This is a genomic window from Collimonas silvisoli, assembly GCF_018305005.1.
Taxonomy (GTDB): Bacteria; Pseudomonadota; Gammaproteobacteria; order Burkholderiales; family Burkholderiaceae_D; genus Collimonas; species Collimonas silvisoli.
In genome coordinates, this window is the sequence record NZ_JAGQEG010000066.1 from 11,707 (window position 1) to 33,114 (window position 21,408).

Here is a 21,408-nt window from a genome sequence, read left to right on the forward strand (position 1 = left end):
TCCTTTTTTGATCCGCAATTATATTCCCCAATGATCTTTCAGCGCGCACTCCGACGCGAATTAATTAGCACCGCCGGTGCGGTCTTTACTACGCTCTTCACAATTATCATCACGGTGATGCTGATCAAGATTCTGGGACAAGCAGCCGGAGGACAGATTGCGTCCCAGGACGTGGTCGCGCTGATCGGTTTCCAATCCTTGAACTACATGCCGATCCTGCTGATCCTGACCGGCTATATATCCGTGCTGCTGGTGGTCACGCGCAGTTACCAGGACTCGGAAATGGTGGTCTGGTTTGCTTCCGGCCAGAGCCTGGTGCGATGGATTCAGCCGGTGCTGTGGTTCGGTTTGCCGATCATTGTCCTGACCATCATCCTGAGTTTTGTAGCGACGCCGTGGGCCAACAGCCAGAGCGCGCAATACCGCGAGCGCTTCGAGAAACGTGAAGACATCTCCAGGGTTTCGCCCGGCAAGTTTCAAGAGTCGGCGGCGGCTAACCGGATCTTCTTTGTGGAAGGACTTTCCGGCGACAGCAGCAAGGTGAAAAATGTCTTCGTGAATACCCAGCAAGACGGCAAGAACAGCATCGTGGTGGCCAAGGAAGGCAATATCGAACTGGACAAGAATGGCGATAAATTCCTGATTTTGTCGAAAGGGCGGCGCTATGACGTGCTGTCCAGCCAGAACGAATTCCGGCTCATGGAGTTCGAGCGTTATGGCGTGCTGGTGGCCAGTAATTCGCAAGCGGTGAGTGGCGATAAATCGGCGCGCGCTTTGCCCACCGCCGATCTGTTAAAAGACCGCAACGGCTTCAATATGGGCGAGTTGTTGTGGCGCTTGTCGCTGCCGCTGATGGCGCTGTGCCTGATGTTGCTGGCGATACCGCTGGGTTTTGTCAATCCGCGGGTAGGGCGTTCAGGCAGCTTGGTGATCGCGCTTTTGCTGTATATCACCTATAGCAATGTGGTCAGTATTTTCCAGGCGTCGGTGGTGCAGGGCCGGACCTCGTTCGGGCTTGCCTGGTGGCCTATGCATCTGGCGGTGCTGATCATCATCGGCTTGCTGTTCATGTGGCGTCTGAATGTGAATAGCCGCTACCACCCGCTGGTCATGTGGTCCGCTGTCAAGCATGCGCGTCTGATTAAAATTAAAAAAACGGCGGCAACATGAAGGTCCTGCAGCGTTATTTCACCTCCGAGATCGTTCGCTCAGTCTTGTTTACGCTGGCGGCATTTCTGGCGCTGTTCGCATTCTTTGATTTGACGACCGAGCTGCCGTCGGTCGGTCACGGCGGCTATAAATTGCAGCATGCCTTCTTTTTTGTCTTGCTGGGCTTGCCGAGCTATGCCTATGAACTGATGCCGATCGCGGCCTTGATCGGCACGATTTACACCTTGTCGCAATTCGCCGCGCGTTCCGAATTTACCATCATGCGCGTCTCCAGCATGTCGACCATGATGACCGCCAAGATTCTGTTCAAGATCGGTTTGCTGTTTGTGGTGGCCACGGTTTTGATCGGCGAGTTCGTTGCTCCCAAAAGCGCTGAATTTGCCGAGAAGGTGAAATTGCAAGCCAAGGGAGCTTCGATTTCGCAGAAATTCAAGACCGGCTTGTGGAGCAAGGACGTGATCCGGGCCGACGGCGCCAGCGGTGAAATCGTTGGCTCGCGCTTTATCAATATCGGCGAAATCCGCCCGAACGGCCAACTGGTCGGCGTCAAATTATACGAATTCGATCGCAACATGCACATGTCGGCGATGATTCTGGCCAGCCATGCCGACTATCAAGGCAAGCATACCTGGCGCATGGATGATGTGGTGCAGACCGATTTCGTCAACGGCACTTCGACGGCAGACATCACCGGCTCGATCGCCACCAAGAAATTTCCAAGCAAAGACCTGGTTTCGGAAATTACGCCGGAGATCCTGTCGGTCCTGTTTGCCGATCCGGATCATATGTCGGCATACAATTTATGGGCCTATTCCCAGCATCTGGCGGAGAACAACCAGCATACCGAGCGCTACGATATCGCGCTCTGGAAAAAGCTGGTTTACCCCTTGTCTGTATTCGTGATGATGGCGCTGGCCCTGCCGTTTGCCTATCTGCATTTCCGTACCGGCGGCGTCAGCCTGAAGATATTTACCGGTATCATGATCGGTGTCAGCTTTCAATTGGTCAACACGCTGTTTTCGCATCTGGGCTTGCTCAATACCTGGCCGCCTTTTTTCACCGCGGCCTTGCCGAGCACCATCTTCCTGCTGATCGCCATCGGCGCCTTATGGAAGATTGAGCGACACTAGCGTCACATCACGCGTTGTTTGAAGGTCAGGTGGTCTATGCCTCAATCTCAGTCTGAGTTTTTACCGCAGCAAGCGCTTATCTTGTTTGCTCACGGCGCACGCGATCCAAGCTGGGCGGCGCCGTTCGAGTCTTTGCAACAGTTGATCCAGCGGCAGCGGCCGCAGTTGCTGGTCAAGCTGGCTTTCCTGGAGCTGATGCAGCCGGATTTGCCGCAGCTGCTGCAGCAGCTGGCAGCCGCCGGCGTCAGCGAGGTCAGCGTGGTGCCGGTGTTCCTCGGGCAGGGCGGCCACGTACGGCGCGATCTGCCGGGATTGATCGCGCAGGCTCAGCAGCAACATCCGCAACTGGCGATCACGGTGGCGCAGGCGGTTGGCGAGCAGCCGGATGTGCTGAATGCCATCGCCGGATACTGCCTGTCTACGCTGCCCCATTCCTGATGCTTGCGGAAGTCTGCTTGCCCTTCGCTTGCAGCCATGCGATAAAGTTGGCCAGTACCGGGTCTTGATGACTGGGCCGAAACAGCAAGTGAAATCCCTTATCCTGCAAGCGCAAGTCCGGAAACAGCGGCAGCAAGGCGCCATGCGCAAGATCGTCTTCGATCAAGGCCAGCGAACCCATGGCAACCCCAAGATCGGTCAGCGCCGCCTGCAAACTTAAAAAGAAATGTTCGTAGATCTGGCCGGGCAACTGGCCTTTGATCGGCACACCGGCTTCGCCAAACCAGCGGGTCCACGTTTCCGAGCGGCTCGACAGATGCAGCAAGGATGCCTGCAACAATGCGGCCGGGCTGTCGAATCGATGTTGCTGCAGGTAACGCGGCGACGCCACCGGGGTCAGCACATCATCCAGGAAGCGTATGCATTCGTACTCGGCGCGATGCATGGGACTGCGCCGTATCAGTACGTCGAACGGCTCCTTGATGGCGTCGACCGCAACCGTCGAGGTGGTGACGCGAATCTCGACGCGCGGATTTTCTATCTGAAACGACGACAGCCGGGGAATCAGCCAGCGCATCGCCATCGACGGCGTGCAACTGACGCGGATGATGCGTACCTGGCCGGTATTGAGTAGCTGTTCTGCCGCCAGCGAGATGCGATCCAGCCCGGCTTTGACGTCGGCAAAAAATATCCGCGCCGCCGCAGTCGGCTCGACGCCGCGCTGCCCTCTGACAAACAAAGTCTGATCGAAATGCTGTTCCAGCAACTTGATTTGCTGGCTCACCGCGCTATGCGTCAGGTGCAGCTCGGCCGCGGCCAGCGTCAGGCTGCCGGTACGCACCACGGCTTCGAATACGCGTAGCGGCTTGAGGGGTGGCAAACGTGTTTTCATGTTAAAAAAACTTATATTTCAAATAGATAATGTGGCTTTAAGAAAAGCCTTGATCCGCCTATTCTACAGCCACGGTCATCGATAACGTAGCCGGCAAAAACTATTTTGCATGCTCATCAAGCGGGAGTTTGGCATGGCGTTTTCCAATAAATTTTCTAATATCAAATTACAGACATTGCTACCTTCCGCCTGGTTGCAAAGGGCGGCGGCAAGCTGCATTGGCACGCTGGATGCGGAGCAGGCTTATCTCGCAGCAGCCCTGGATCACGAAGATCTGGAGCGGCGTCTGCAGGTATTGGATTGCCGGCACGGATCGGTGCTGCATACATTGCGGGTGATGAAAAACGGTTCTTATTGACGGCGTTTTATTTTCGCCGCCTGCCATCGCGATATGGACAGTCGGGATCGGTAATACATATTTTTTGGTGAAAGTAAAGCTTTTTTACTTGACAGAATAGCTATCCGGAAATATAATCCCCGCATTGCATCACATGGAGGTCCATATCTTGGACAGTTGTTCTAGTAGTAAGCGTGGATGGGTCCTCAGCCCGGCACATAGCGCATAACCTTTAGCAGACCTCCCTCCGCTACAGCTTGTGCATTATGCGAGCTGTAGTATCGCGGCAAAATCATCGCGGCAAATTGTTTTACACAATGCCGCAGCGATACTCCCATCCGTTTTTTGTAAGACCGTTTTTCGCGCTGCCATTGGGCGGATTGCGTTCGGCTGTGTGTTCGCCTCAAGCATCTGAATAGGCCGTACACCAGCTGTAGCAATGCGCCTGGCAATCCCGGCTAACGGAAGTGGGAAGGAAATCGCCATGCCATTCAATAAACTATATGCATTTTTTAACAAGCATCGTCGCGCCGCAGCCAACGATAATCACGCGACAGATTTGCCTTATCGTATCGTGACCACCTGCCGTAATTCGGAAGTGGCCAAGCTCGAAGAGCTGATGCGCAAGCTGCTGTCGGCCTATAACGTGACTTATCAGGGCAACCAGCCTGCGGTGCAGGCGCATCTGACCAGTATCACGGTGGAAGTGATGTGCTCGGTGCGCGAACGCGGCGGACTGGTGCAATTGGTAACCCGTCTGGCACAGGAAATCAGCGTCCGTAGCGTGCGTTGGGAAAGTATCCCCCAGCGTTCGGCACGGGCTGTCCAGGCCAAGCCCGCATCTCGCGCCGCGCACGCCGCCACGGCGTTGCCGGCATAAACAGGAGTTAGTGAAAATGGACTGTTCCAGTTGTCCGAATTATCGGATCAGAAAATCAGTATCGAAAAATAGTAAAGCAGTTGTGTGCCTGCATTTGTCTGACCCCGTCTAGCCATCCTCACTTTTCCGGTGTCGATTGGCCAGGCTGGACAGCTTGCAATCGACTGGCGGAATCTCTTCGTCGCAGTCGTCCGTGCCATTGCCGGCACGCCGCGCCACCGCTTTACATGTTGAACCTGCTTCGCGCAAAGCTGCGAACGAAGCACCGCATGAAAAGGTGAAATGATGACCATCAAAACACTACTGGGTATTGCACCCGGCAACCGCAGCAATCGTGGCAGCGGCGGCACAGGCAACTGGACGTTCGGCTGGACGCCAAGCCAGGCGTCGGCGCTTTCCGGCAATGCGAAGGCAAAAAATATTAAGCGCGATATCAAGCGTGATACTGGCCGAAACGAGCGCCAAGTCGGCGTGTACGGTGTGCTGGCGACAGGTAGCGTCACCGGCCGCTGAGCGCGATCTTGTCATCGTAATAGTGACTTAAAGGCTGTCCCTGTCGCCGTTTCCTATGGCGGCAAGGCGCTGGTTATTTGAATGCGATAGTTCTTCGGTTTTACCGCATCAGCGGAGCCGATGTCGCAGGTAAGGAGTAAAAAATGAAATGGGAATTTTTGAATAAGAGAGTTGCGGTATTTCTGGTATTGACTATGGTTGCTGCCGGCTTGGTCAGCTGGATTAATGTCTTGTCGCCTGAAGACCATCCGGATCAATCCGCTCCGGTTCTGGAAAAAGCACTGGCGTCACCGGCGCACGTCAAACCGTTCGTGCGCTAAACGCATATCTCCGACAAGCGGTAAAGAATCAAGCCGCGTTCTGGCTATCGTGCTGCTCGACGACCTCAAGTGGCTGATGCGCACGGCTGGCCAATGCCTCGCCGATCATTACCAGCACCGGGCCTTCGCACTGCTGCAAGCCGGATTCAAGCTGATCCAGCCGCAAACGCTGGATGCGCTGATTGTCGCGGCTGCAGTTTTCCACCACCACCACCGGCGTCGAGGCGGCGCGGCCCTGTGCCAGCAGACGCTGCGCGGTAGCCGCCGCTTCGCGGCCGCCCATGTATTGCACCAGCGTGTCGCAGGATGGGATATTGACCTGGTCCGATTCGCCCGGAGCGGTGCTTGACGTAAAGAAAGCAACGCTGCGCGCCACGCCGCGTTTGGTCAAAGGCTGCTGCGAAGTTGCCGCTGCCGCCAGCGCAGCGCTGATGCCGGGCACTACCTCAGCTTCGATGCCATGCTGCTCCAGTGCCCGCAGTTCTTCATCGGCGCGGCCGAACAGCATCGGGTCGCCACCTTTCAGACGCACTACCACGGCGTATTTGCGTGCATTGTCGACCATTTGCTTGTTGATGAACTGCTGTGCGGTGGACAGCTTGCCGCAACGCTTGCCGACGGCGATTTTCAAGGCTTGCGGGCACAGTGCGAGCATTTCTTCAGTGACCAGCGCGTCATGCAAGACGACGTCGGCTTGCGCCAGCAATCTGGCGCCGCGCACGGTAATCAAATCGGCCGCGCCTGGGCCGGCGCCGATCAGATAGACCTTGCCGCAGGTATTTGCTGATTTACTGCTGGAGTGAGTAGCTTGCATGGCTTGCCTATCCAATCTATTGCTGTCAGTCGAGCCCGGGTTATAGCCGAATCATGCCGGCGGCGACGGTCTGGTGGGTTACTTCGTCAATCAGGATGAAGGCGCCGGTAGCGCGGATCGCATCGTAGGAATCGGCAGCGATGGCTTGCTGCAGATTGAGCGATACACGGGCGATGTCGTTCAGCTTGAGCGACTCAGCCGGACGCCTTTCCTGGGTGTTGATATCGAGCAGCGTATCCACTTGGGTCACGCGTGCGGCGACTTGCTTGGTGCTGTGCTTCATCCAGTATTTGCGGCGCGGATCGAGTGCGTCTTCCGACAGCCAGCAAAGATCTGCGCTGACGGTTTTCAGCAAAGCCGGAGCACGTTCGACCGAGGTCAGCATGTCGCCGCGCGAAATGTCCAGGTATTCGTCCAGCAGCAAGGTCACGGACTGGCCGACCACGGCCGACGGCAGCGAACCTTCGAGCACCAGGATGTCCTTGACGGTAGCGCTCTGACCGCTGGGTTGCACCACCAGCTTGTCGCCCTTGTGGACCTTGCCGGCTTCGATGCGGCCCATGTAGCCGCGGAAATCATTCGCTTCGTGGCCGTTGTGGCGCGCCACCAGCTGCACCGGAAAGCGGAACGGTTCGTCATGCGATTCGTCGTAGACGCTGAGCGATTCCAGCAACTCGATCAGGGTCGGGCCCTTATTCCATGGCATGTTGTCACCGGCCGCCACCACGTTGTCGCCGGCCAGCGCCGACAACGGGATAGGGCGGACGTCGCGCAAGCCAAGTTGCTTGGCAAATTGCTGGTAGGCGGCAACGATGCGGTCATACACGGTCTGGTCGTAATTCACCAGATCCATCTTGTTGACGGCGACGATCACGTGCTCGATCTGCAGCAGATGAGCAATCGTCGAATGGCGCTTGGTCTGGGTCAGCAGCTCAACGCTGCCGTCGTCGCCCAGCTTCACTTTGGAGACGTCGATCAGGATGATGACCGCATCCGCAGTCGAGGCGCCGGTCACCATATTGCGCGTGTATTGCTCGTGGCCCGGGGTGTCGGCGATGATGAATTTGCGCTTCGGCGTGGCGAAATAACGATAAGCGACGTCGATTGTGATGCCTTGTTCGCGTTCGGCTTCCAGGCCGTCGGTCAGCAGCGACAGGTCGATCGTGTCACCTACCGTGCGTTTGTGTTTGGCGCGTGAGATAGCATCCAGCTGATCGGCAAAAATGCCCTTGCTGTCAAACAGCAGGCGGCCGATCAGCGTGCTTTTGCCATCGTCTACCGAACCGGCGGTAATGAAACGCAACAGGCCGCGCTCCAGCGGTGCTTCAACAGCTTTTGTTACAACGGCATTCATTAGAAATATCCTTCTTTTTTGCGTTTTTCCATCGAGGCTTCCGAGGTCTGGTCGTCCATCCGGGTAGCGCCGCGTTCGGTGATCTGGGTCACTGCAGTCTCAGCGATGATGGCTTCGACGGTTGCTGCATCGGACGCCACCGGGCAGGTGCAGGAAATATCGCCGACGGTACGGAAGCGCACTTCGCGCAGTTCCACGGTCTCGCCTTCTTTCGCCGGCGTCAGGTCGGTCAGCGGCACCAGCAGGCCGTTGCGCGGGATCACCTGGCGTTGATGGGCGAAATAAATCGGTGGCAGTTCCAGTTTTTCACGGGCGATGTATTGCCAGACATCCAGCTCGGTCCAGTTGGAAATCGGGAATACCCGCATGTTTTCGCCTGGGTGAACGCGGGTGTTGTACAGATCCCAGAGTTCCGGGCGCTGTGCTTTCGGATTCCATTGGCCGAATTCGTCGCGGAACGAAAAGATACGTTCCTTGGCGCGTGCCTTTTCTTCATCGCGACGGGCGCCGCCGATGCAGGCGTCGAATTTGTGTTCAGCGATGGTTTCCAGCAAGGTCACCGCCTGCGCGGCATTGCGCGAATCGGTTTGCGGGTTGCGCAGCCGCACTGTGCCGCGCTTGATCGAATCCTCGACCGAACCGACGATCAGGCGTTCGCCCAGTTCCGCCACGCGCTTGTCGCGGAAAGTGATGACTTCTTCGAAATTGTGGCCGGTGTCGATATGCACCAGCGGGAAAGGGAATTTGCCCGGGCGGAAAGCTTTTTCTGCAATCCGCAACAGCACCACGGAATCCTTGCCGCCTGAGAACAGCAGTGCAGGATTGCTGCACTCGGCTGCCACTTCACGCATGATGTGGATCGCTTCCGATTCCAGCCAGTCCAGATGACGATTGGCGGCTTTGTCCAGGAAAAAAATTTCAACAACTGTGTTCATATCAGGTCTTGTCCGGGTCTTGTTATTCAACGATGCAATACTTCAGGCGTTCTGCTGAGGTTCAGCTGCGACCGATTTGATGCGGATCAATTTGCCGTCTACCACGTGCAAACCGCATTCTTTCGAATCCGGGTTTTCCCACCACCAGCGGCCGGCGCGTACGTCTTCGCCGGGCTGGATGGCGCGGGTGCATGGTTCGCAGCCGATGGACGGATAACCTTTGTCGTGCAGCGGATTGTACGGCACATTATTGCTGCGAATGTACTGCCAGACATCGTCCTCCGACCAGTCGGCCAGCGGATTGAATTTGGCCATGTCATGCGCTTCGTCCTGTTCCTGCACATGCAGTTCGGCACGTGTCTGCGACTGCGCGCGGCGCTGGCCGGTGATCCATGCTTTATTGCCCGCGAGAGCACGCTTCAGCGGCTCGATCTTGCGGATGCGGCAGCACTCCTTGCGCATCTCTATGCTGTCGTAAAACGCGTTCAAGCCGTTTTGTTCGACATAGGCAGCCACTGCCTCGGGTTGCGGACGATATGGCGTGACATCGTAGTGGTAGGTTTCTTTGATGCGATCCAGCATGCCCAGCGTTTCGGCATGCAAGCGCCCGGTTTCCAGCGTGAAGATGGCAATCCGGTCCTGCAATTTATTGCGCAGGATCAGGTCGGTCAGCACCATGTCTTCGGCCGCCAGGCTGGAAGCGAATACCGCCGGCGTATAGTCGGCGGCGATTTTTTCCAGCGTTGCCTTGGTGGCGGCAATCAGGTCAGGCAGAGATAAGGTCGGGCTGCTCATAATTAATCCTGGGTGACGGCTTGACGTTGCACACGACGGAACAGCGGTGTTTTCTCATCCCACGAAGTCTGGTACTTTTCCGAGAAATCGGTCAGGCCTTTGAGAGCGTCGTTGATATCCTTGTCGGTGCGTACCGCAAAGGCGTCGAAGCCGACTCGCTGCATGTAAAACAACTGGTCGCGCAAGACGTCGCCGATGGCGCGCAGTTCGCCCTTGTAGCCAAGGCGGGTGCGCAGGTTGTAGGCGATCGAATAACCGCGGCCGTCGGTGAATTTGGGGAAGTCGACCGCGATCAGCGCGAAATGCGCCAGATCGTCTTTCACCACATCCGCTTGCGCATCGCTGCTCAGCCATACGCCTATTTCTGCACGGTCCTGCAGCTGCGCGCGCTGCGCTGTCCAGACGCTGAACGGCACGATCACTTTACCGGCGGGGATGCCGACGCTATCGGCGCTTTCGCCTTCGTTCAGGCGCAGTACGCTCCATTCGTCGGCGACGACCGTGCGATTTTTGATGATATTAGACACAGGCGTCCTCTCCATGGGTGTAACCCGTCGGGATCGGGCTGGCGTAAACAAATTCCTTGAACGGCGCGATACCCAGGCGCTGTACGGTATCGATAAACAATTCTTCCTCGTTGCGTTGCTGCACATAGACTTGCAGCAGACGCTCGATGACAACCGGCATTTGCTGCGACGAGAACGATGGCCCGATGATCTTGCCGATGCTGGTGCTGTTGCCTTGCGCGCCGCCGATGGAAACCTGGTACCACTCCGAACCGTCCTTGTCGACGCCGAGGATGCCGATGTTGCCGACGTGATGATGACCGCAGGCGTTGATGCAGCCCGAGATATTCAATTCAATATCGCCGATATCGTGCTGGAAATCGAGGTTGTCGAATTTTTCAGCGATGGCTTGCGCAATCGGGATCGACTTGGCGTTGGCCAGCGAGCAGAAATCGCCGCCGGGGCAGCAGATGATGTCGGTCAGCAGGCCGATGTTCGGCGTCGCCAATCCCTGCGCCTTGACCGCTTGCCACACCGCGAACAACTCGCTGATCTTGACGTCGGCCAGCACCAGGTTTTGTTCGTGTGTCACACGCACTTCGCCGAAGCTGTACTGGTCGGCCAGGTCGGCCACGAAATCGAGCTGGGCGGCAGTAATGTCGCCCGGCGGCACGCCGGTCTTTTTCACCGACAGGATGACCGCAGCATAGCCGCTCACCTTGTGCGCCTTGACGTTGCGTTTGAGCCAGTTGGCGAAGGCCTTGTTGTCGGCTTTCTGTGCTTCGAATCCAGCATCGCTGGCGGCCAGTGTTTCGTATGGCGGCGGCGTGAAATATTGCGCTATCCGTTGCAGTTCTTCCACCGTCAGCGTGGCAGGACCGTCCTTGATGGCTAGCCACTCGGCTTCCACCTGGCGCGCGAACTCTTCGGCGCCCAGCGCTTTCACCAGGATCTTGATGCGCGCCTTGTACTTATTGTCGCGGCGGCCGTGCTGGTTGTAGACGCGCAGGACCGCTTCGAGATAGGTCAACGCGTGCTGCCACGGCAGGAATTCGCGGATCACGCTGCCGATGATAGGGGTACGGCCCATGCCGCCGCCGACCAGGAAGCGGAAGCCGATTTCGCCTTCGGCATTTTTCACCACATGCAGGCCGATGTCGTGCACGGCAGTAGCGGCGCGGTCTTGCTCGGCGCCGCTGATGGCGATCTTGAACTTGCGCGGCAGGAAGGCGAACTCCGGATGGAAGGTGCTCCATTCACGGATGATTTCGGCGTAGGGACGCGGATCGATCACTTCGTCGGCGGCAACCCCGGCCAGCTCGTCCGAAGTGGTGTTGCGGATGCAATTGCCGGAAGTCTGGATCGCATGCATTTCGACCGTTGCCAGCTCAGCCAGGATGTCTGGCGACTGTTCCAGATTGATCCAGTTGAACTGGATGTTCTGGCGCGTGGTCAGGTGGCCGTAGCCGCGGTCATACTTGCGGGCGATGTGGCCGAACATGCGCACCTGGGCCGACGACAACATGCCGTAAGGCACGGCGACGCGCAGCATGTAGGCATGACGCTGCATGTACAAGCCGTTTTGCAGACGCAGCGGCAGGAATTCTTCTTCCGTCAGCTCGTCCGACAGGCGGCGTCTTACCTGGTCGCGGTATTGTGCGACCCGTTCCTTGACTATCTGGTGATCGTATTGATCGTAGCGATACATCTTCGTCTTCCTTATGGGTTGTGGCCAGCGTCGTCACTCATCGTTACTCAATCCGCTCGCCACGCCTTGCTTCAAAACAGGTATCGGGCCGCTATCGTGCGGCCTCTTAATAAATCAGCTTTACGGCAACGCTGGTCAGGGTCAGGGCCAGCAGAGCGCGTAAAAATTTCTCCGGAACCGCGCGTGCCGCCAGCGAACCGATGGTGATGCCGGGTACCGAGCCGAGCAGCAACGCGCCCAGCAAGCTCCAGTCAATCGAGCCCAGCCACCAGTGGCCAAGGGCGGCTATCGCCGTCAGCGGCACCGCGTAGGCGATATCGGTGCCGGCAACTTCCGCCGGCGACAGGCGAGGATACAGCAGTACCAGGATAGTAGCGCCAACCGCGCCGGCGCCGATCGACGACATGGTGACCAGGGCGCCAAGCACCAGCCCGGCGAAGATGGTCGCCACGGTCAGCTGCCGGCCATGCAAATGTTTTTCCGGGTGAGCATTCAACCAATGCTGGAGTTTTCCTTTAAACAGCAGGGCGATCACTGTCAATAATACTGAAACTGCGATCGAATAGCGGATGATCTGGCCGATTTCAGCGCTGATGCCGCCCAGATATTTGAGTATCAAGGCGGTGGCGATGGCGGCCGGCAGGGCGCCCAGCGACAACAGCTTGACGATATCCCAACGCACGGTGCCGCGCGAGCGGTGAGCGACGGTACCGGCGACCTTGGTCACTGACGCAAACGCGAGGTCAGTGCCAACCGCAACGCTGGGATGGATGCCGAACAGCAGGGTGAGTAGAGGCGTCATCAGCGAGCCGCCGCCGACACCAGTCAATCCCACCAATAATCCGACGGCAAAACCGCTCACTACATAAGAAACAGTCATATCACCTCGTACGAAACACCTCGAATCGTAATAAACTTCACATCTATCTCCAACTACAGACTATTTATTTGCTTATATGCGTATTTGATATATGTAAATACGGCAAATACGCTTGCTAGTGATTACGCAGGAGGCTGCAATATGTCGTTGTTTTTTAGTAATACGCCGGGATTTATTGTTTTGTTAAGTTTCCCGGTAGTGCTGAACAGATTCTTATAAAGAAAACCCAAGGAAAATTCATGAATCTCCATCAGTTCCGTTTTGTCCGCGAGGCGGTGCGCCAGAACTACAGCCTGACCGAGGCAGCCAAGGCATTGTATACGTCACAGCCGGGCGTCTCCAAGGCGATCATCGAGCTGGAGGAAGAGCTTGGTGTTGATATTTTTACACGCCATGGCAAGCGTATCCGCGGACTGACAGAGCCGGGGCGGGCGGTATTGAAGTCGGTCGAGCTGATCATGCAGGAAATCGACGGCCTCAAGCGTATCGGCAACGAATACGCTGCGCATGACAGCGGCAGCTTCACGATTGCCACCACCCACACCCAGGCGCGTTATGCATTGCCTAAAGTGGTGCAGGCATTTACCTTGAAATTTCCCAAGGTCCGCTTGTCTTTATTGCAAGGCAATCCCAAGCAGGTTGCCGATATGGTGCGTAACGACCAGGCCGATCTGGCCTTGGCGACTGAAGCTATCGTCAATGCCGACGGCCTGGTGACATTGCCTTGTTATCAATGGGAGCATGTGGTGGTGGTGCCGCCCGATCATCCCTTGCTGCAGTCGAAGGCGATCACGCTGGAAGAAATCGCTGCGTTTCCGCTGATTACCTACGATAGCGCGTTCACCGGCCGGACCAAGATCGATCATGCTTTCGCCTTGCGCAACCTGAAGCCGGATGTGTTGCTGGAGGCGATCGACGCCGATGTCATCAAGACCTATGTCGAGCTGGGCATGGGGGTGGGGATTATTGCCGGCATGGCGTTCGATGCGGAACGCGATGTCGGTTTGCGCTCGATTTCGGTTGGGCATCTGTTCGGCACCAATATCTCGCGGGCGGCGGTCAAGCAGGGGGCTTATTTGCGTAGCTATGTGTATACCTTCATCGAGCTGCTGGCGCCGACCATGAATCGCAAGCTGATTGAGCAAGTGATGAATGGCGAGAAAGACATGTACGAGCTGTAGCAGTCAATTGGGGTCAGAGTTTTTTTCGCGGGTGTTTGCGAAAATTACTCTGCCTCCAATTGACTGCCCGCAGAGTGCATGCGCCAGCCCACAATCTGTTTTCTGCTTGGTCGACAAATTACTTATCAGCGATAGTAGTAGGGATGAGGGGGGCCGTAATACCCATACCCATGCGCCGGAACGATCACGCAACCGCTAACGGCTGTACACAAGGTGATGCCGAGCACCACGAGTCCGATGAGCTTTTTCATTTTGACCTTCTTTCCTGTTTGAATTACTACGAGGTCAGAATGCCATCGGGATGGCGATACAGGTGCTTCTATACAGTGTGAGATGTAAGAGTTTGTGAGGGGCAGTTAAAAACTGACTGAGATGCTCCTTGCTTACTCAGAGACAACCGCCGCTTCAGGTTTTGTGCGCAAAGTGATATGCGGTACCTTGCCGACCAGCCATAGCGCGGTCACGGTAACCGCCACCGCCAGCCCGACTCCCATATGAATCGATCCTATCAGCGCCTCGCGCGCGGCTTCCAGCAGCAACTGGCCTTGATGGCCGGCGCTTGCCAGTTGCGCCAGCACCGTGGTCTGGGTTTCATGGCTGATCAGGATTTGCGGGTCGGCAAAACTGCTGAACCAGCTGTCTGCCTTGTCCTCGGTCAGCGCCTGGCGCACGCTGGCTGCGTACATGTGATTAATCAATGTGCCGATGATCGCGGTGCCCAGCATGCTGCCGATCATGCGCAAGGATTGCATCAGCGCGGTGGCGATGCCCAGGTGTTCACGGCCGGCTTCCTGCTGGATGAAGATGGTCAGGTTCGGCAAGATGAAGCCCAGGCCAAGCCCGCCTATCAGCATGAAAGCGGCGATCACGCCATGCGGGGTCCAGCGGTTGGATATCACCACGCCGAGGCAGGACAGCGCCAGCAATGTGAAGCCGATGTACAGCATCAGGTTCGGATTCTTGATCTTGGTGATGATGCGGCCGTTGGAAATGCTGCCGATCATGATGCAGGCGACCAGCGGCGTGATCAGCAGGCCGGCTTCCTGCGGCGACAGACCGAAACCGCCCTGATACAGCAAAGGCGCGTAAAACATCAGCGAAAACATGGAAAACCCGCTCAGCACCGATAACAGGAATAAGGTCGACAGTTTAGGATCGAACAGCAAATCGAACGGCAGGATAGGTTGCGGCGTGTGATGTTCCCATTTCCATAGCGCAATGAAAGACACGATACTGGCAGCCAGCAGGCCCAGCATGCCTAGCGACAAGCCATGTTTAGGCAGCATTTCAACAAACAATTGCAAACATCCCAGCGAAGCCGTAATTAGCAGCGCGCCCGGCCAGTCCAGGCGGATCTTGGCGTCCGGATGGGTGTGGCGCAGATGCGGCAGATATTTATAGACAAAGAACAGCGATAGCACGCCGACCGGCAGATTCACATAAAACACCCAGCGCCAGCCCCAGTACTGTGTCAGGAAACCGCCCAGCGACGGCCCCACAGCGGTAGCGATGCCGAACGCCGTGCTCATCATCACTTGCCAGCGCAGGCGCACGTGAGCGCCCGGGAACAGATCGGGAATGCAGGCAAACGCGGTGCCTACCAGCATGCCGCCGCCGACGCCTTGCAAGCCGCGCGCAATCACCAGCCATAGCATGCTGTTGGCCATGCCGCACAAGATGGAAGCGGTGGTGAACAACAGGATGGAAACCAGCACGAAGGGCTTGCGGCCGTAGTAATCGCCGAGCCGGCCGAAGATAGGCACGGTGATCACCGAGGTCAGCAAATAAGACGTAGCGACCCAGGCGTACAGCTCAAAACCTTTTAATTCGGCAACGATAGTCGGCAACGCGGTGCCGACCACGGTCGAGTCCAGCGCTACCAGCATCACGACAAAGGCAATGCCGAGCATGGCAAGCAAGGATTCACGGAAGGGTAAAACCTGGTCGCTCGAATGAGCGGAGGCGGAATGGATGGCCATATTGTGGTTTATCGGCGGCGCCGCCGGTTGAGGAAACAGGGCACTAAATGCAGGAATCGCCTGTAGCAGGCCATTATTGCAAACACAAGATCATACGCGCCTTGCTGAGATTTTGCTGCGGCCGCTGCATCTTGTCCATGGCCTCCCGGTATAACAGGCGTCACGCCAGTATTACGGGAATCGGCCAGCGATAATTTATAATCATGTCTTTGCGCCCAAATTCGATGAGTCCGCTGCCTCTCAGTTTTTCCGATCAGACGCTGCGTCAGGTGCGACGCGCGTGGCGCAGATATGGGATTTTATGGCTCGGTGCAATACTGGTAGGCTTGATTGCGGTGCTCTATGCCTGGTTGATGGATGTTGGTTTTGGCATGTTCCGCTCGATGCAGCAGTCGCATTTCTGGCTGCCGCTGTTTATTACGCCGGCGATCGGCGCACTGTGCGTGTGGGCCACGCGGCGTTATTTTCCAGGCGCCGAAGGCAGCGGCATTCCGCAAGTGATCGCGACGCTGGAAGAAGACACCAGCAAGCGCGGCCAGTCGCTGCTGTCGCTGAAGATAATGGCGGGCAAGATCGGCATTTCCTTTGTCGGCATCCTGGGCGGTTTCACCATCGGCCGTGAAGGCCCTACGGTGCAGGTCGGCGCCGTCTTGATGTTCAATCTGCGGCGTCTCTATCCGCGCGCCAGCGCGGCCTTGGAGCGGCGTTTGATACTGGCGGGAGCGGCCGCCGGTTTGTCGGCAGCTTTCAATACGCCGCTGGCGGGGATCGTGTTTGCGATTGAGGAACTGACGCGCAGCTTTGAAAGCCGCGCCAGCGGTGTCGTGATTACCGTGATTATTTTTGCCGGCGCGGTGGCGCTGGGCTTGAACGGTAACTACACTTATTTCGGCACCATGCAGATCGACAGTGCACTGACCGACATGCTGGCGCTGGCGGTGCTGGTTACCGGTGTCCTGACCGGTGTCGCCGGCGGCATGTTTTGCTGGCTGCTATTGAATACCAAACGCTGGAGTCCGGCCCGGGTCCAGCATTTGCGCAGCAGCCGTCCAATCGCCTTCGGCGCTTTGTGCGGCTTGCTGGTGGCGGTGATCGGCGTGATTGCCGGCGGCGCCACTTTCGGCAGCGGTTATGTCGAAGCCAAGGGCGTACTGGAAGGGCAGCAGCACTTGTCGGTGTTGTACCCATTCTTGAAGATGGCGTCGATGGTGTCGTCGTATCTGCCCGGCATCCCCGGCGGCATTTTTGCACCATCGTTGTCGATCGGCGCCGGTTTCGGCAATTTGCTGCACCAGCTGTTCGATCACACCTCGTTGCCGATGCTGATCGCGCTGGCGATGGTGGGTTACCTGGCGGCTGTGACGCAATCGCCGATTACCGCGTTCGTGATCGTGATGGAAATGATTAACGGCCATGCCCTGGTGATCTCGTTGATGGCGACGGCTTTGATCGCCAGCCGGGTGTCACGGTTTTTTGCACCGCCGTTATATGACGCGCTCTCGGAGCGCTATCGAGTCGCTGCCAATGCAGCATTCGTCAATGTAGAAAAAACCGAAGTTAAGAAATTAGAAAATGAGTTGGGAAAATGATTAATACAGATATGGTGGCGTACTACGCCAAACGTGCTTCGACTTATGAAGAGATTTACCAGCGCCCGGAGCGTCAGGATGATTTGCTGACCTTGCAGGTACGGGTGCAGGAATTGATGGAAGGCCACGACGTGCTGGAGCTGGCTTGCGGCACCGGCTTCTGGACCGAGCAAATCGCCGCCTCGGCGAAATCGGTATTCGCCACCGATATCAATCCGGAAATGATCGCCCTGGCAAACGCCAAGAAACTGCCGGCCGGCAAAGCGACTTTTGCGGTGCAAGACATCAACACCTTCCAGCCGGACCGGCCGTTTACTGCCTGCTTCCTGGGATTCTGGTGGTCGCACGTAGCGCGTCAGGATCAGGTGCGTTTCATCGCGCAGCTGCGTGAAAAACTGGGCAAGGATATTTTGCTGGTGATGATCGATAACAGCTACGTCGAAGAAAACAGCACGCCCATCGCCCGCACCGATGCGGAAGGCAATACTTACCAGTTCCGCACCTTGCCGGACGGTGAGCGTTACGAAGTTATGAAAAATTTCCCGACCGACAGCGGCCTGCGCAAGAAGCTGGCCCCCATCACGCGCGAACTGCGCATCTTGCGGCTTGAATATTACTGGTTGCTAAGCTGCCGTATCAAATAAGGCAGGGTTAATTTTTTGCTTCGGCCGCAGGCGCTGCTGGTGTTGGGCTGCCGGCGGCGGCATCCACCGCGGTCAGCGGGAAATTCGCCCATTCAGTGGCGAAGTGCACCGTCGGATCGTCATCCACCTTTTTCTTGATGCGCAGATTGAAGCCGCGCGTGACTTCATTCTGGGTTTGCGGTTTAGTACGGATGCCGGCCAGCAGCGCCACGCCGTTCAAATCGAAACTATTGACCCCGTAGATCTCGATAGGCTGCAGCAGCAGCCGCCGCAAGCGCCGGTCTTCCAGCATCTCGGCGCCGGTTTCGCGCATCAGGCGCAGCGCCTGGTCGACATCTGAATCGTGGGTGATGCTCAGCTTGAGCGTGGCGTAAGTGTATTCGCGCGAATCGTTCTTGATTGCCGTGATTTGCGAAAACGGCACGCTATGCACCGAGCCGTTGCTATCGCGCAGACGGACCGTGCGGATAGTCAGGTTTTCCACCGTGCCGGCATGGCCGTTGCCGACGTCGACCCAGTCGCCGACCGACATCGAATCTTCCATCAGGATGAAGACGCCGGTGATCAGATCCTTGACCAGCGATTGCGAACCAAAACCGAACGCCAGCCCGACTACTCCGGCCGAGGCCAGCAGCGGCGTGACATTGATGCCGAGGTTGGCCAGCGTGGTGATGACGGTAATGGTCAGGATCAGCAGCATCAATGCATTGCGCAGCAAGGGCAGGATGGTGCGCATGCGGGTGCTTGGATTCTTGCGCGCGTAACGGCTGCTGCGGGTCGGGTTGATGGCTTCCTGGATGAAGGTGTCGAGCATGATCCAGACCAGCCAGGCAACCACCAGCGTGACGCCGATCTTGCCAAGGGCGGCGACGATCATCTGGCCGATCAGGGTGGAATCGGCAAATTCCAGCAGCGAGTGTTCCCAGATCCTGGTCAGAAATTCGAAGAAGCCCATCCACAGGGCCAGCTGCAGCAAGCTGAAGCCGACATTGCTGAGGCGCTGAATGTATGGCGATTGGCGGCGTGCCGCCACCGGAGACGACTTGCGGTTGCGTACACGCCGCAGCAGCGCGCTGATAAAAAACATCGCGATCAGCAAGGCGGCGCTGCCCAAGGCGTGATTCAGCGCCGAATTGCTGCTCGACAGATCGAGGATGGTGGCAACGCTGACGCTCAGGCTCAGCAGCAGTACCGGCACGTACCAGAAGGCGGCGATCACCTCCAGTGTTTCCATGCGCGCCGGATGAGCGTGGCGCACTGCCAGCGGCCGGTTGCGGATGATATGCGCCACCGGCCGCCGGAACCGCAAAGCGAACCAGCCGCCCAGCAGCGCCGCGATCAGGCTCGACAGCGTTGCTACCGTGTCGGACAGATGGACGCCGATGATCTGGTTGACTTGCGGATTATCCAGCGCATCGCCCAGCCAGCCGGCGCAGCCGATCACATACAGCAAGCCAAAGGCGCGCTGATACAGGATATGCACGGCGACCCTGCGGTGGCCGCCATGCCACAGCGAAAAAATGATGGCGCATACCGCCTGAAACAAACGCGCGCCGATCAGGGTATACAGCAGCACGGTGGCCAGCGTCCGTCCGAGCGACGGTCCTTGCGAAGATTCCAGGCTGACCACTACCGAGATTTCCAGCACCAGCGCCAGCAGTATCGGTGCAATATGGCGCAGGATATACAGCAGCAATTCCTTGATGCTGGGGTCCGGCGGCAGTTTTGTGTCGACTTTGAAGTGCTGGTGCACCCGCCTGCCGATATAGTACAAGGCCGTGGCGACCACGCTGAACAAGGCCAGCATTTCGAAGAAGTTGACCAGCACCTGCAGTCCGCTCTCCGAATCCTGGCGCTCAAGTATGGTCGACAAGTCTTGCCAGGCCAGAGAGAACTGCTGCTTCCAGTATTTTTCCGGCGTGACTACCTGATGCAAATGTGTCTGGAAGGTGTCGAGGCTGTTGGAAATCAGCCCGATAAAACCCTTTTGCGCCGGCGACGCCTTGCTGTTCTGCTGCTCCGCCTGGATCAGGGTGGCCACCAGGCTGCCGGTGGCGGGATTGCTTTGCAGGACCTTGGACAGTGAATCCAGCGCGGATGGCGCCGGCGCAGAAGCCGGCGGGGTGCTGGCGCTGCTGGCGGCTGCCGCTGCCGCAGTCGCCGCGTAAGCCGAAGAGTTAGCTGCCAACAGCAAGCAAAATAGCAAGCCCATAAGCAAACGCTCCATGGGCTGAAAAAAGCTGGTCTTCATGTCGGCTTGGCAAAAGTCATAAAGTGACAATCTTACCGTACCGCTGCCGTATGGTTCACAAGATAAGCACTGGCCGGAGCATGTCAAAAAGACATGCGGAAGTTCGCCGGCGCATCGCAACTAGCGCTTGCAGGTTCAAGCCGCCGGCAAATCGTCCTCGATATAGGCGCGGATAATGTCATCGAAATCGGCGTCGCCGACGAAACCCAGCGTGGCGGCGCGGCTGGCGTCCCAGGCGCCCGGCCAGCTTGAGATGATGCGGTCGATCAGCGGATCGTGCGCCCATTCAACCCGTGCCGCGACCCGTTTGCCGGCAACCCGCTCCAGCGCCGCCATCATCTCGCTCACGGTGACCGAGATCCCCGGTAGATTGATGGTGCGGCTCTTGCCCAATGCCTCGGCCGATAAGATATATCCGTGGATCAGGCTGGCGATCACCTTGCGCGGCGACAGCAGCCACAAACGCACATCCGGCGCTACCGGGCAGACGGCGGACTGGCCGTTGAGCGGCTCGCGGATGATGCCGCTGGCAAACGACGAAGCAGCCTGGTTGGGTTTGCCGGGACGCACGCTGATGGTCGGCAGGCGCAATACGCGGCCGTCGACAAAACCTTTGCGGCTGAAGTCGTTGAGCAGCAATTCGGCAATCGCCTTTTGCGTGCCGTAGGAAGATTGCGGATTGAGCGCGGTGTCGTCTTGCACCACGGCCGGCAACACGCCGCCGAATACCGCCACCGAACTGGTGAAAATTACCCGCGGCACGTGCGCGCAGGCGCGGCAGCGTTCCAGCAACAAGCGCGAGGCATCCAGGTTGATACGCATGCCGAGATCGAAATCGGCTTCAGCCTGGCCGCTGACAATCGCCGCCAGGTGAAAGATCGCTGCCGTCTGCGGCGTGATCACGCGTTCCAGCAACGCGCTGTCAGTGATGTCGCCGGTGACTTGCTCGATACGCGCATCGTCGAAACCGTTAGCGGCGACCACATCGACCAGGAGGATCTTGCTGATGGTTTGCAGCTGGCCGTCACGGTCCGGCAAGCTGCCTTGCTTGAGCAGGCTGCGCGCCAGGCGCTGGCCCAAAAATCCGGCGCC

Annotated in this window: 21 protein-coding genes; 10 read left to right on the forward strand and 11 right to left on the reverse strand. The window is 57.6% G+C overall.

Annotated elements, in window-relative coordinates:
• Nucleotides 1–30 precede the first annotated feature (30 nt).
• From lptF to KHU33_RS17435, 3 genes are read left to right on the forward strand one after another with little or no spacing between them, the layout of a single operon-like run.
• Complete coding sequence (gene lptF / locus KHU33_RS17425) at nucleotides 31–1,170, forward strand: LPS export ABC transporter permease LptF (protein WP_211465215.1); 1,140 nt, start codon at nucleotides 31–33, stop codon at nucleotides 1,168–1,170.
• The gene (gene lptG / locus KHU33_RS17430) at nucleotides 1,167–2,300 is read left to right on the forward strand and encodes an LPS export ABC transporter permease LptG (protein ID WP_211465217.1); all 1,134 of its coding nucleotides are present in this window, start codon (nucleotides 1,167–1,169) and stop codon (nucleotides 2,298–2,300) included. Before lptF ends, lptG begins: the two co-directional genes overlap by 4 nt.
• A 36-nt stretch (nucleotides 2,301–2,336) precedes the next feature.
• The gene (locus KHU33_RS17435; protein ID WP_211465219.1) at nucleotides 2,337–2,738 is read left to right on the forward strand and encodes a sirohydrochlorin chelatase; all 402 of its coding nucleotides are present in this window, start codon (nucleotides 2,337–2,339) and stop codon (nucleotides 2,736–2,738) included.
• Here the strand turns inward: KHU33_RS17435 and KHU33_RS17440 are convergent.
• Complete coding sequence (locus tag KHU33_RS17440) at nucleotides 2,719–3,630, reverse strand: LysR substrate-binding domain-containing protein (protein WP_211465221.1); 912 nt, start codon at nucleotides 3,628–3,630, stop codon at nucleotides 2,719–2,721. The two genes, KHU33_RS17435 and KHU33_RS17440, sit on opposite strands and share 20 nt — an antisense overlap.
• Before the next feature lie 133 nt (nucleotides 3,631–3,763).
• Between KHU33_RS17440 and KHU33_RS17445 the strand changes: the two genes are divergently transcribed.
• The 4 genes from KHU33_RS17445 (at nucleotide 3,764) to KHU33_RS17460 (ending at nucleotide 5,680) form a co-directional block, all read left to right on the forward strand.
• The gene (locus KHU33_RS17445) at nucleotides 3,764–3,988 is read left to right on the forward strand and encodes a hypothetical protein (RefSeq protein WP_211465223.1); all 225 of its coding nucleotides are present in this window, start codon (nucleotides 3,764–3,766) and stop codon (nucleotides 3,986–3,988) included.
• Between the two features lie 463 nt (nucleotides 3,989–4,451).
• A complete protein-coding gene (locus KHU33_RS17450; protein ID WP_211465224.1) occupies nucleotides 4,452–4,847 on the forward strand; it encodes a hypothetical protein in 396 nt (131 codons plus the stop codon).
• Nucleotides 4,848–5,129: 282 nt separating this feature from the next.
• On the forward strand, nucleotides 5,130–5,360 hold the full coding sequence (locus tag KHU33_RS17455; RefSeq protein ID WP_211465225.1) for a hypothetical protein: 231 nt from the start codon (nucleotides 5,130–5,132) through the stop codon (nucleotides 5,358–5,360).
• A gap of 143 nt (nucleotides 5,361–5,503) precedes the next feature.
• Nucleotides 5,504–5,680, forward strand: a complete 177-nt coding sequence (locus tag KHU33_RS17460) for a hypothetical protein (protein ID WP_211465226.1) — start codon at nucleotides 5,504–5,506, stop codon at nucleotides 5,678–5,680.
• Between the two features lie 28 nt (nucleotides 5,681–5,708).
• Here KHU33_RS17460 and cobA read toward each other — a convergent pair whose 3' ends face one another.
• The 7 genes from cobA to KHU33_RS17495 all read right to left on the reverse strand — a co-directional run bounded on the left by cobA (nucleotide 5,709) and on the right by KHU33_RS17495 (nucleotide 12,672).
• The gene (gene cobA, locus KHU33_RS17465) at nucleotides 5,709–6,494 is read right to left on the reverse strand and encodes a uroporphyrinogen-III C-methyltransferase (protein WP_211465227.1); all 786 of its coding nucleotides are present in this window, start codon (nucleotides 6,492–6,494) and stop codon (nucleotides 5,709–5,711) included.
• 40 nt (nucleotides 6,495–6,534) lie between these two features.
• Nucleotides 6,535–7,848, reverse strand: a complete 1,314-nt coding sequence (locus KHU33_RS17470) for a sulfate adenylyltransferase subunit 1 (protein WP_211465228.1) — start codon at nucleotides 7,846–7,848, stop codon at nucleotides 6,535–6,537.
• Nucleotides 7,848–8,783: a sulfate adenylyltransferase subunit CysD gene (cysD, locus tag KHU33_RS17475; RefSeq protein WP_211465229.1), complete on the reverse strand. Its 936-nt coding sequence runs from the start codon at nucleotides 8,781–8,783 to the stop codon at nucleotides 7,848–7,850. The genes KHU33_RS17470 and cysD overlap by 1 nt, the downstream gene beginning before the upstream one ends.
• A 42-nt stretch (nucleotides 8,784–8,825) precedes the next feature.
• Nucleotides 8,826–9,578 carry a phosphoadenylyl-sulfate reductase gene (locus KHU33_RS17480; protein WP_211465230.1) on the reverse strand — a complete coding sequence of 251 codons (753 nt, stop codon included), beginning with the start codon at nucleotides 9,576–9,578 and terminating at the stop codon, nucleotides 8,826–8,828.
• Between the two features lie 2 nt (nucleotides 9,579–9,580).
• On the reverse strand, nucleotides 9,581–10,105 hold the full coding sequence (locus tag KHU33_RS17485) for a DUF934 domain-containing protein (RefSeq protein ID WP_211465232.1): 525 nt from the start codon (nucleotides 10,103–10,105) through the stop codon (nucleotides 9,581–9,583).
• On the reverse strand, nucleotides 10,098–11,792 hold the full coding sequence (locus tag KHU33_RS17490) for a nitrite/sulfite reductase (protein ID WP_211465234.1): 1,695 nt from the start codon (nucleotides 11,790–11,792) through the stop codon (nucleotides 10,098–10,100). The genes KHU33_RS17485 and KHU33_RS17490 overlap by 8 nt, the downstream gene beginning before the upstream one ends.
• A gap of 106 nt (nucleotides 11,793–11,898) precedes the next feature.
• On the reverse strand, nucleotides 11,899–12,672 hold the full coding sequence (locus KHU33_RS17495) for a sulfite exporter TauE/SafE family protein (protein WP_211465236.1): 774 nt from the start codon (nucleotides 12,670–12,672) through the stop codon (nucleotides 11,899–11,901).
• 239 nt (nucleotides 12,673–12,911) lie between these two features.
• On the opposite strand from KHU33_RS17495, the gene KHU33_RS17500 reads away from it, so the two are divergent.
• Nucleotides 12,912–13,853 (forward strand): CysB family HTH-type transcriptional regulator, encoded by a 942-nt coding sequence (locus KHU33_RS17500; RefSeq protein ID WP_211465237.1) that lies wholly within the window; start codon nucleotides 12,912–12,914, stop codon nucleotides 13,851–13,853.
• Between the two features lie 383 nt (nucleotides 13,854–14,236).
• Here the strand turns inward: KHU33_RS17500 and KHU33_RS17505 are convergent, their stop codons facing one another.
• Complete coding sequence (locus tag KHU33_RS17505; RefSeq protein WP_211465238.1) at nucleotides 14,237–15,832, reverse strand: MDR family MFS transporter; 1,596 nt, start codon at nucleotides 15,830–15,832, stop codon at nucleotides 14,237–14,239.
• Between the two features lie 224 nt (nucleotides 15,833–16,056).
• Here KHU33_RS17505 and KHU33_RS17510 point away from each other — a divergent pair, with 224 nt between their 5' ends.
• Nucleotides 16,057–17,421 carry a chloride channel protein gene (locus tag KHU33_RS17510; RefSeq protein WP_211465239.1) on the forward strand — a complete coding sequence of 455 codons (1,365 nt, stop codon included), beginning with the start codon at nucleotides 16,057–16,059 and terminating at the stop codon, nucleotides 17,419–17,421.
• On the forward strand, nucleotides 17,418–18,065 hold the full coding sequence (locus tag KHU33_RS17515; protein WP_211465240.1) for a class I SAM-dependent methyltransferase: 648 nt from the start codon (nucleotides 17,418–17,420) through the stop codon (nucleotides 18,063–18,065). Before KHU33_RS17510 ends, KHU33_RS17515 begins: the two co-directional genes overlap by 4 nt.
• A 7-nt stretch (nucleotides 18,066–18,072) precedes the next feature.
• Here KHU33_RS17515 and KHU33_RS17520 read toward each other — a convergent pair whose 3' ends face one another.
• Together KHU33_RS17520 and denD are read right to left on the reverse strand one after the other, a co-directional pair.
• Nucleotides 18,073–20,277, reverse strand: a complete 2,205-nt coding sequence (locus KHU33_RS17520) for a mechanosensitive ion channel family protein (RefSeq protein WP_211465241.1) — start codon at nucleotides 20,275–20,277, stop codon at nucleotides 18,073–18,075.
• Between the two features lie 174 nt (nucleotides 20,278–20,451).
• A partial coding sequence (denD, locus tag KHU33_RS17525; RefSeq protein ID WP_211465242.1) for a D-erythronate dehydrogenase occupies nucleotides 20,452–21,408 on the reverse strand: 957 nt, incomplete at its 5' end.

Bases quoted from the DNA above. Each gene is read 5' to 3' on its own strand.
- lptF (WP_211465215.1), top strand. From the start codon at position 31: ATGATCTTTCAGCGCGCACTCCGACGCGAATTAATTAGCACCGCCGGT.
- lptG (WP_211465217.1), top strand. From the start codon at position 1,167: ATGAAGGTCCTGCAGCGTTATTTCACCTCCGAGATCGTTCGCTCAGTC.
- KHU33_RS17435 (WP_211465219.1), top strand. From the start codon at position 2,337: ATGCCTCAATCTCAGTCTGAGTTTTTACCGCAGCAAGCGCTTATCTTG.
- KHU33_RS17440 (WP_211465221.1), bottom strand. From the start codon at position 3,630: ATGAAAACACGTTTGCCACCCCTCAAGCCGCTACGCGTATTCGAAGCC.
- KHU33_RS17445 (WP_211465223.1), top strand. From the start codon at position 3,764: ATGGCGTTTTCCAATAAATTTTCTAATATCAAATTACAGACATTGCTA.
- KHU33_RS17450 (WP_211465224.1), top strand. From the start codon at position 4,452: ATGCCATTCAATAAACTATATGCATTTTTTAACAAGCATCGTCGCGCC.
- KHU33_RS17455 (WP_211465225.1), top strand. From the start codon at position 5,130: ATGATGACCATCAAAACACTACTGGGTATTGCACCCGGCAACCGCAGC.
- KHU33_RS17460 (WP_211465226.1), top strand. From the start codon at position 5,504: ATGAAATGGGAATTTTTGAATAAGAGAGTTGCGGTATTTCTGGTATTG.
- cobA (WP_211465227.1), bottom strand. From the start codon at position 6,494: ATGCAAGCTACTCACTCCAGCAGTAAATCAGCAAATACCTGCGGCAAG.
- KHU33_RS17470 (WP_211465228.1), bottom strand. From the start codon at position 7,848: ATGAATGCCGTTGTAACAAAAGCTGTTGAAGCACCGCTGGAGCGCGGC.
- cysD (WP_211465229.1), bottom strand. From the start codon at position 8,783: ATGAACACAGTTGTTGAAATTTTTTTCCTGGACAAAGCCGCCAATCGT.
- KHU33_RS17480 (WP_211465230.1), bottom strand. From the start codon at position 9,578: ATGAGCAGCCCGACCTTATCTCTGCCTGACCTGATTGCCGCCACCAAG.
- KHU33_RS17490 (WP_211465234.1), bottom strand. From the start codon at position 11,792: ATGTATCGCTACGATCAATACGATCACCAGATAGTCAAGGAACGGGTC.
- KHU33_RS17495 (WP_211465236.1), bottom strand. From the start codon at position 12,672: ATGACTGTTTCTTATGTAGTGAGCGGTTTTGCCGTCGGATTATTGGTG.
- KHU33_RS17500 (WP_211465237.1), top strand. From the start codon at position 12,912: ATGAATCTCCATCAGTTCCGTTTTGTCCGCGAGGCGGTGCGCCAGAAC.
- KHU33_RS17505 (WP_211465238.1), bottom strand. From the start codon at position 15,832: ATGGCCATCCATTCCGCCTCCGCTCATTCGAGCGACCAGGTTTTACCC.
- KHU33_RS17510 (WP_211465239.1), top strand. From the start codon at position 16,057: ATGAGTCCGCTGCCTCTCAGTTTTTCCGATCAGACGCTGCGTCAGGTG.
- KHU33_RS17515 (WP_211465240.1), top strand. From the start codon at position 17,418: ATGATTAATACAGATATGGTGGCGTACTACGCCAAACGTGCTTCGACT.
- KHU33_RS17520 (WP_211465241.1), bottom strand. From the start codon at position 20,277: ATGGGCTTGCTATTTTGCTTGCTGTTGGCAGCTAACTCTTCGGCTTAC.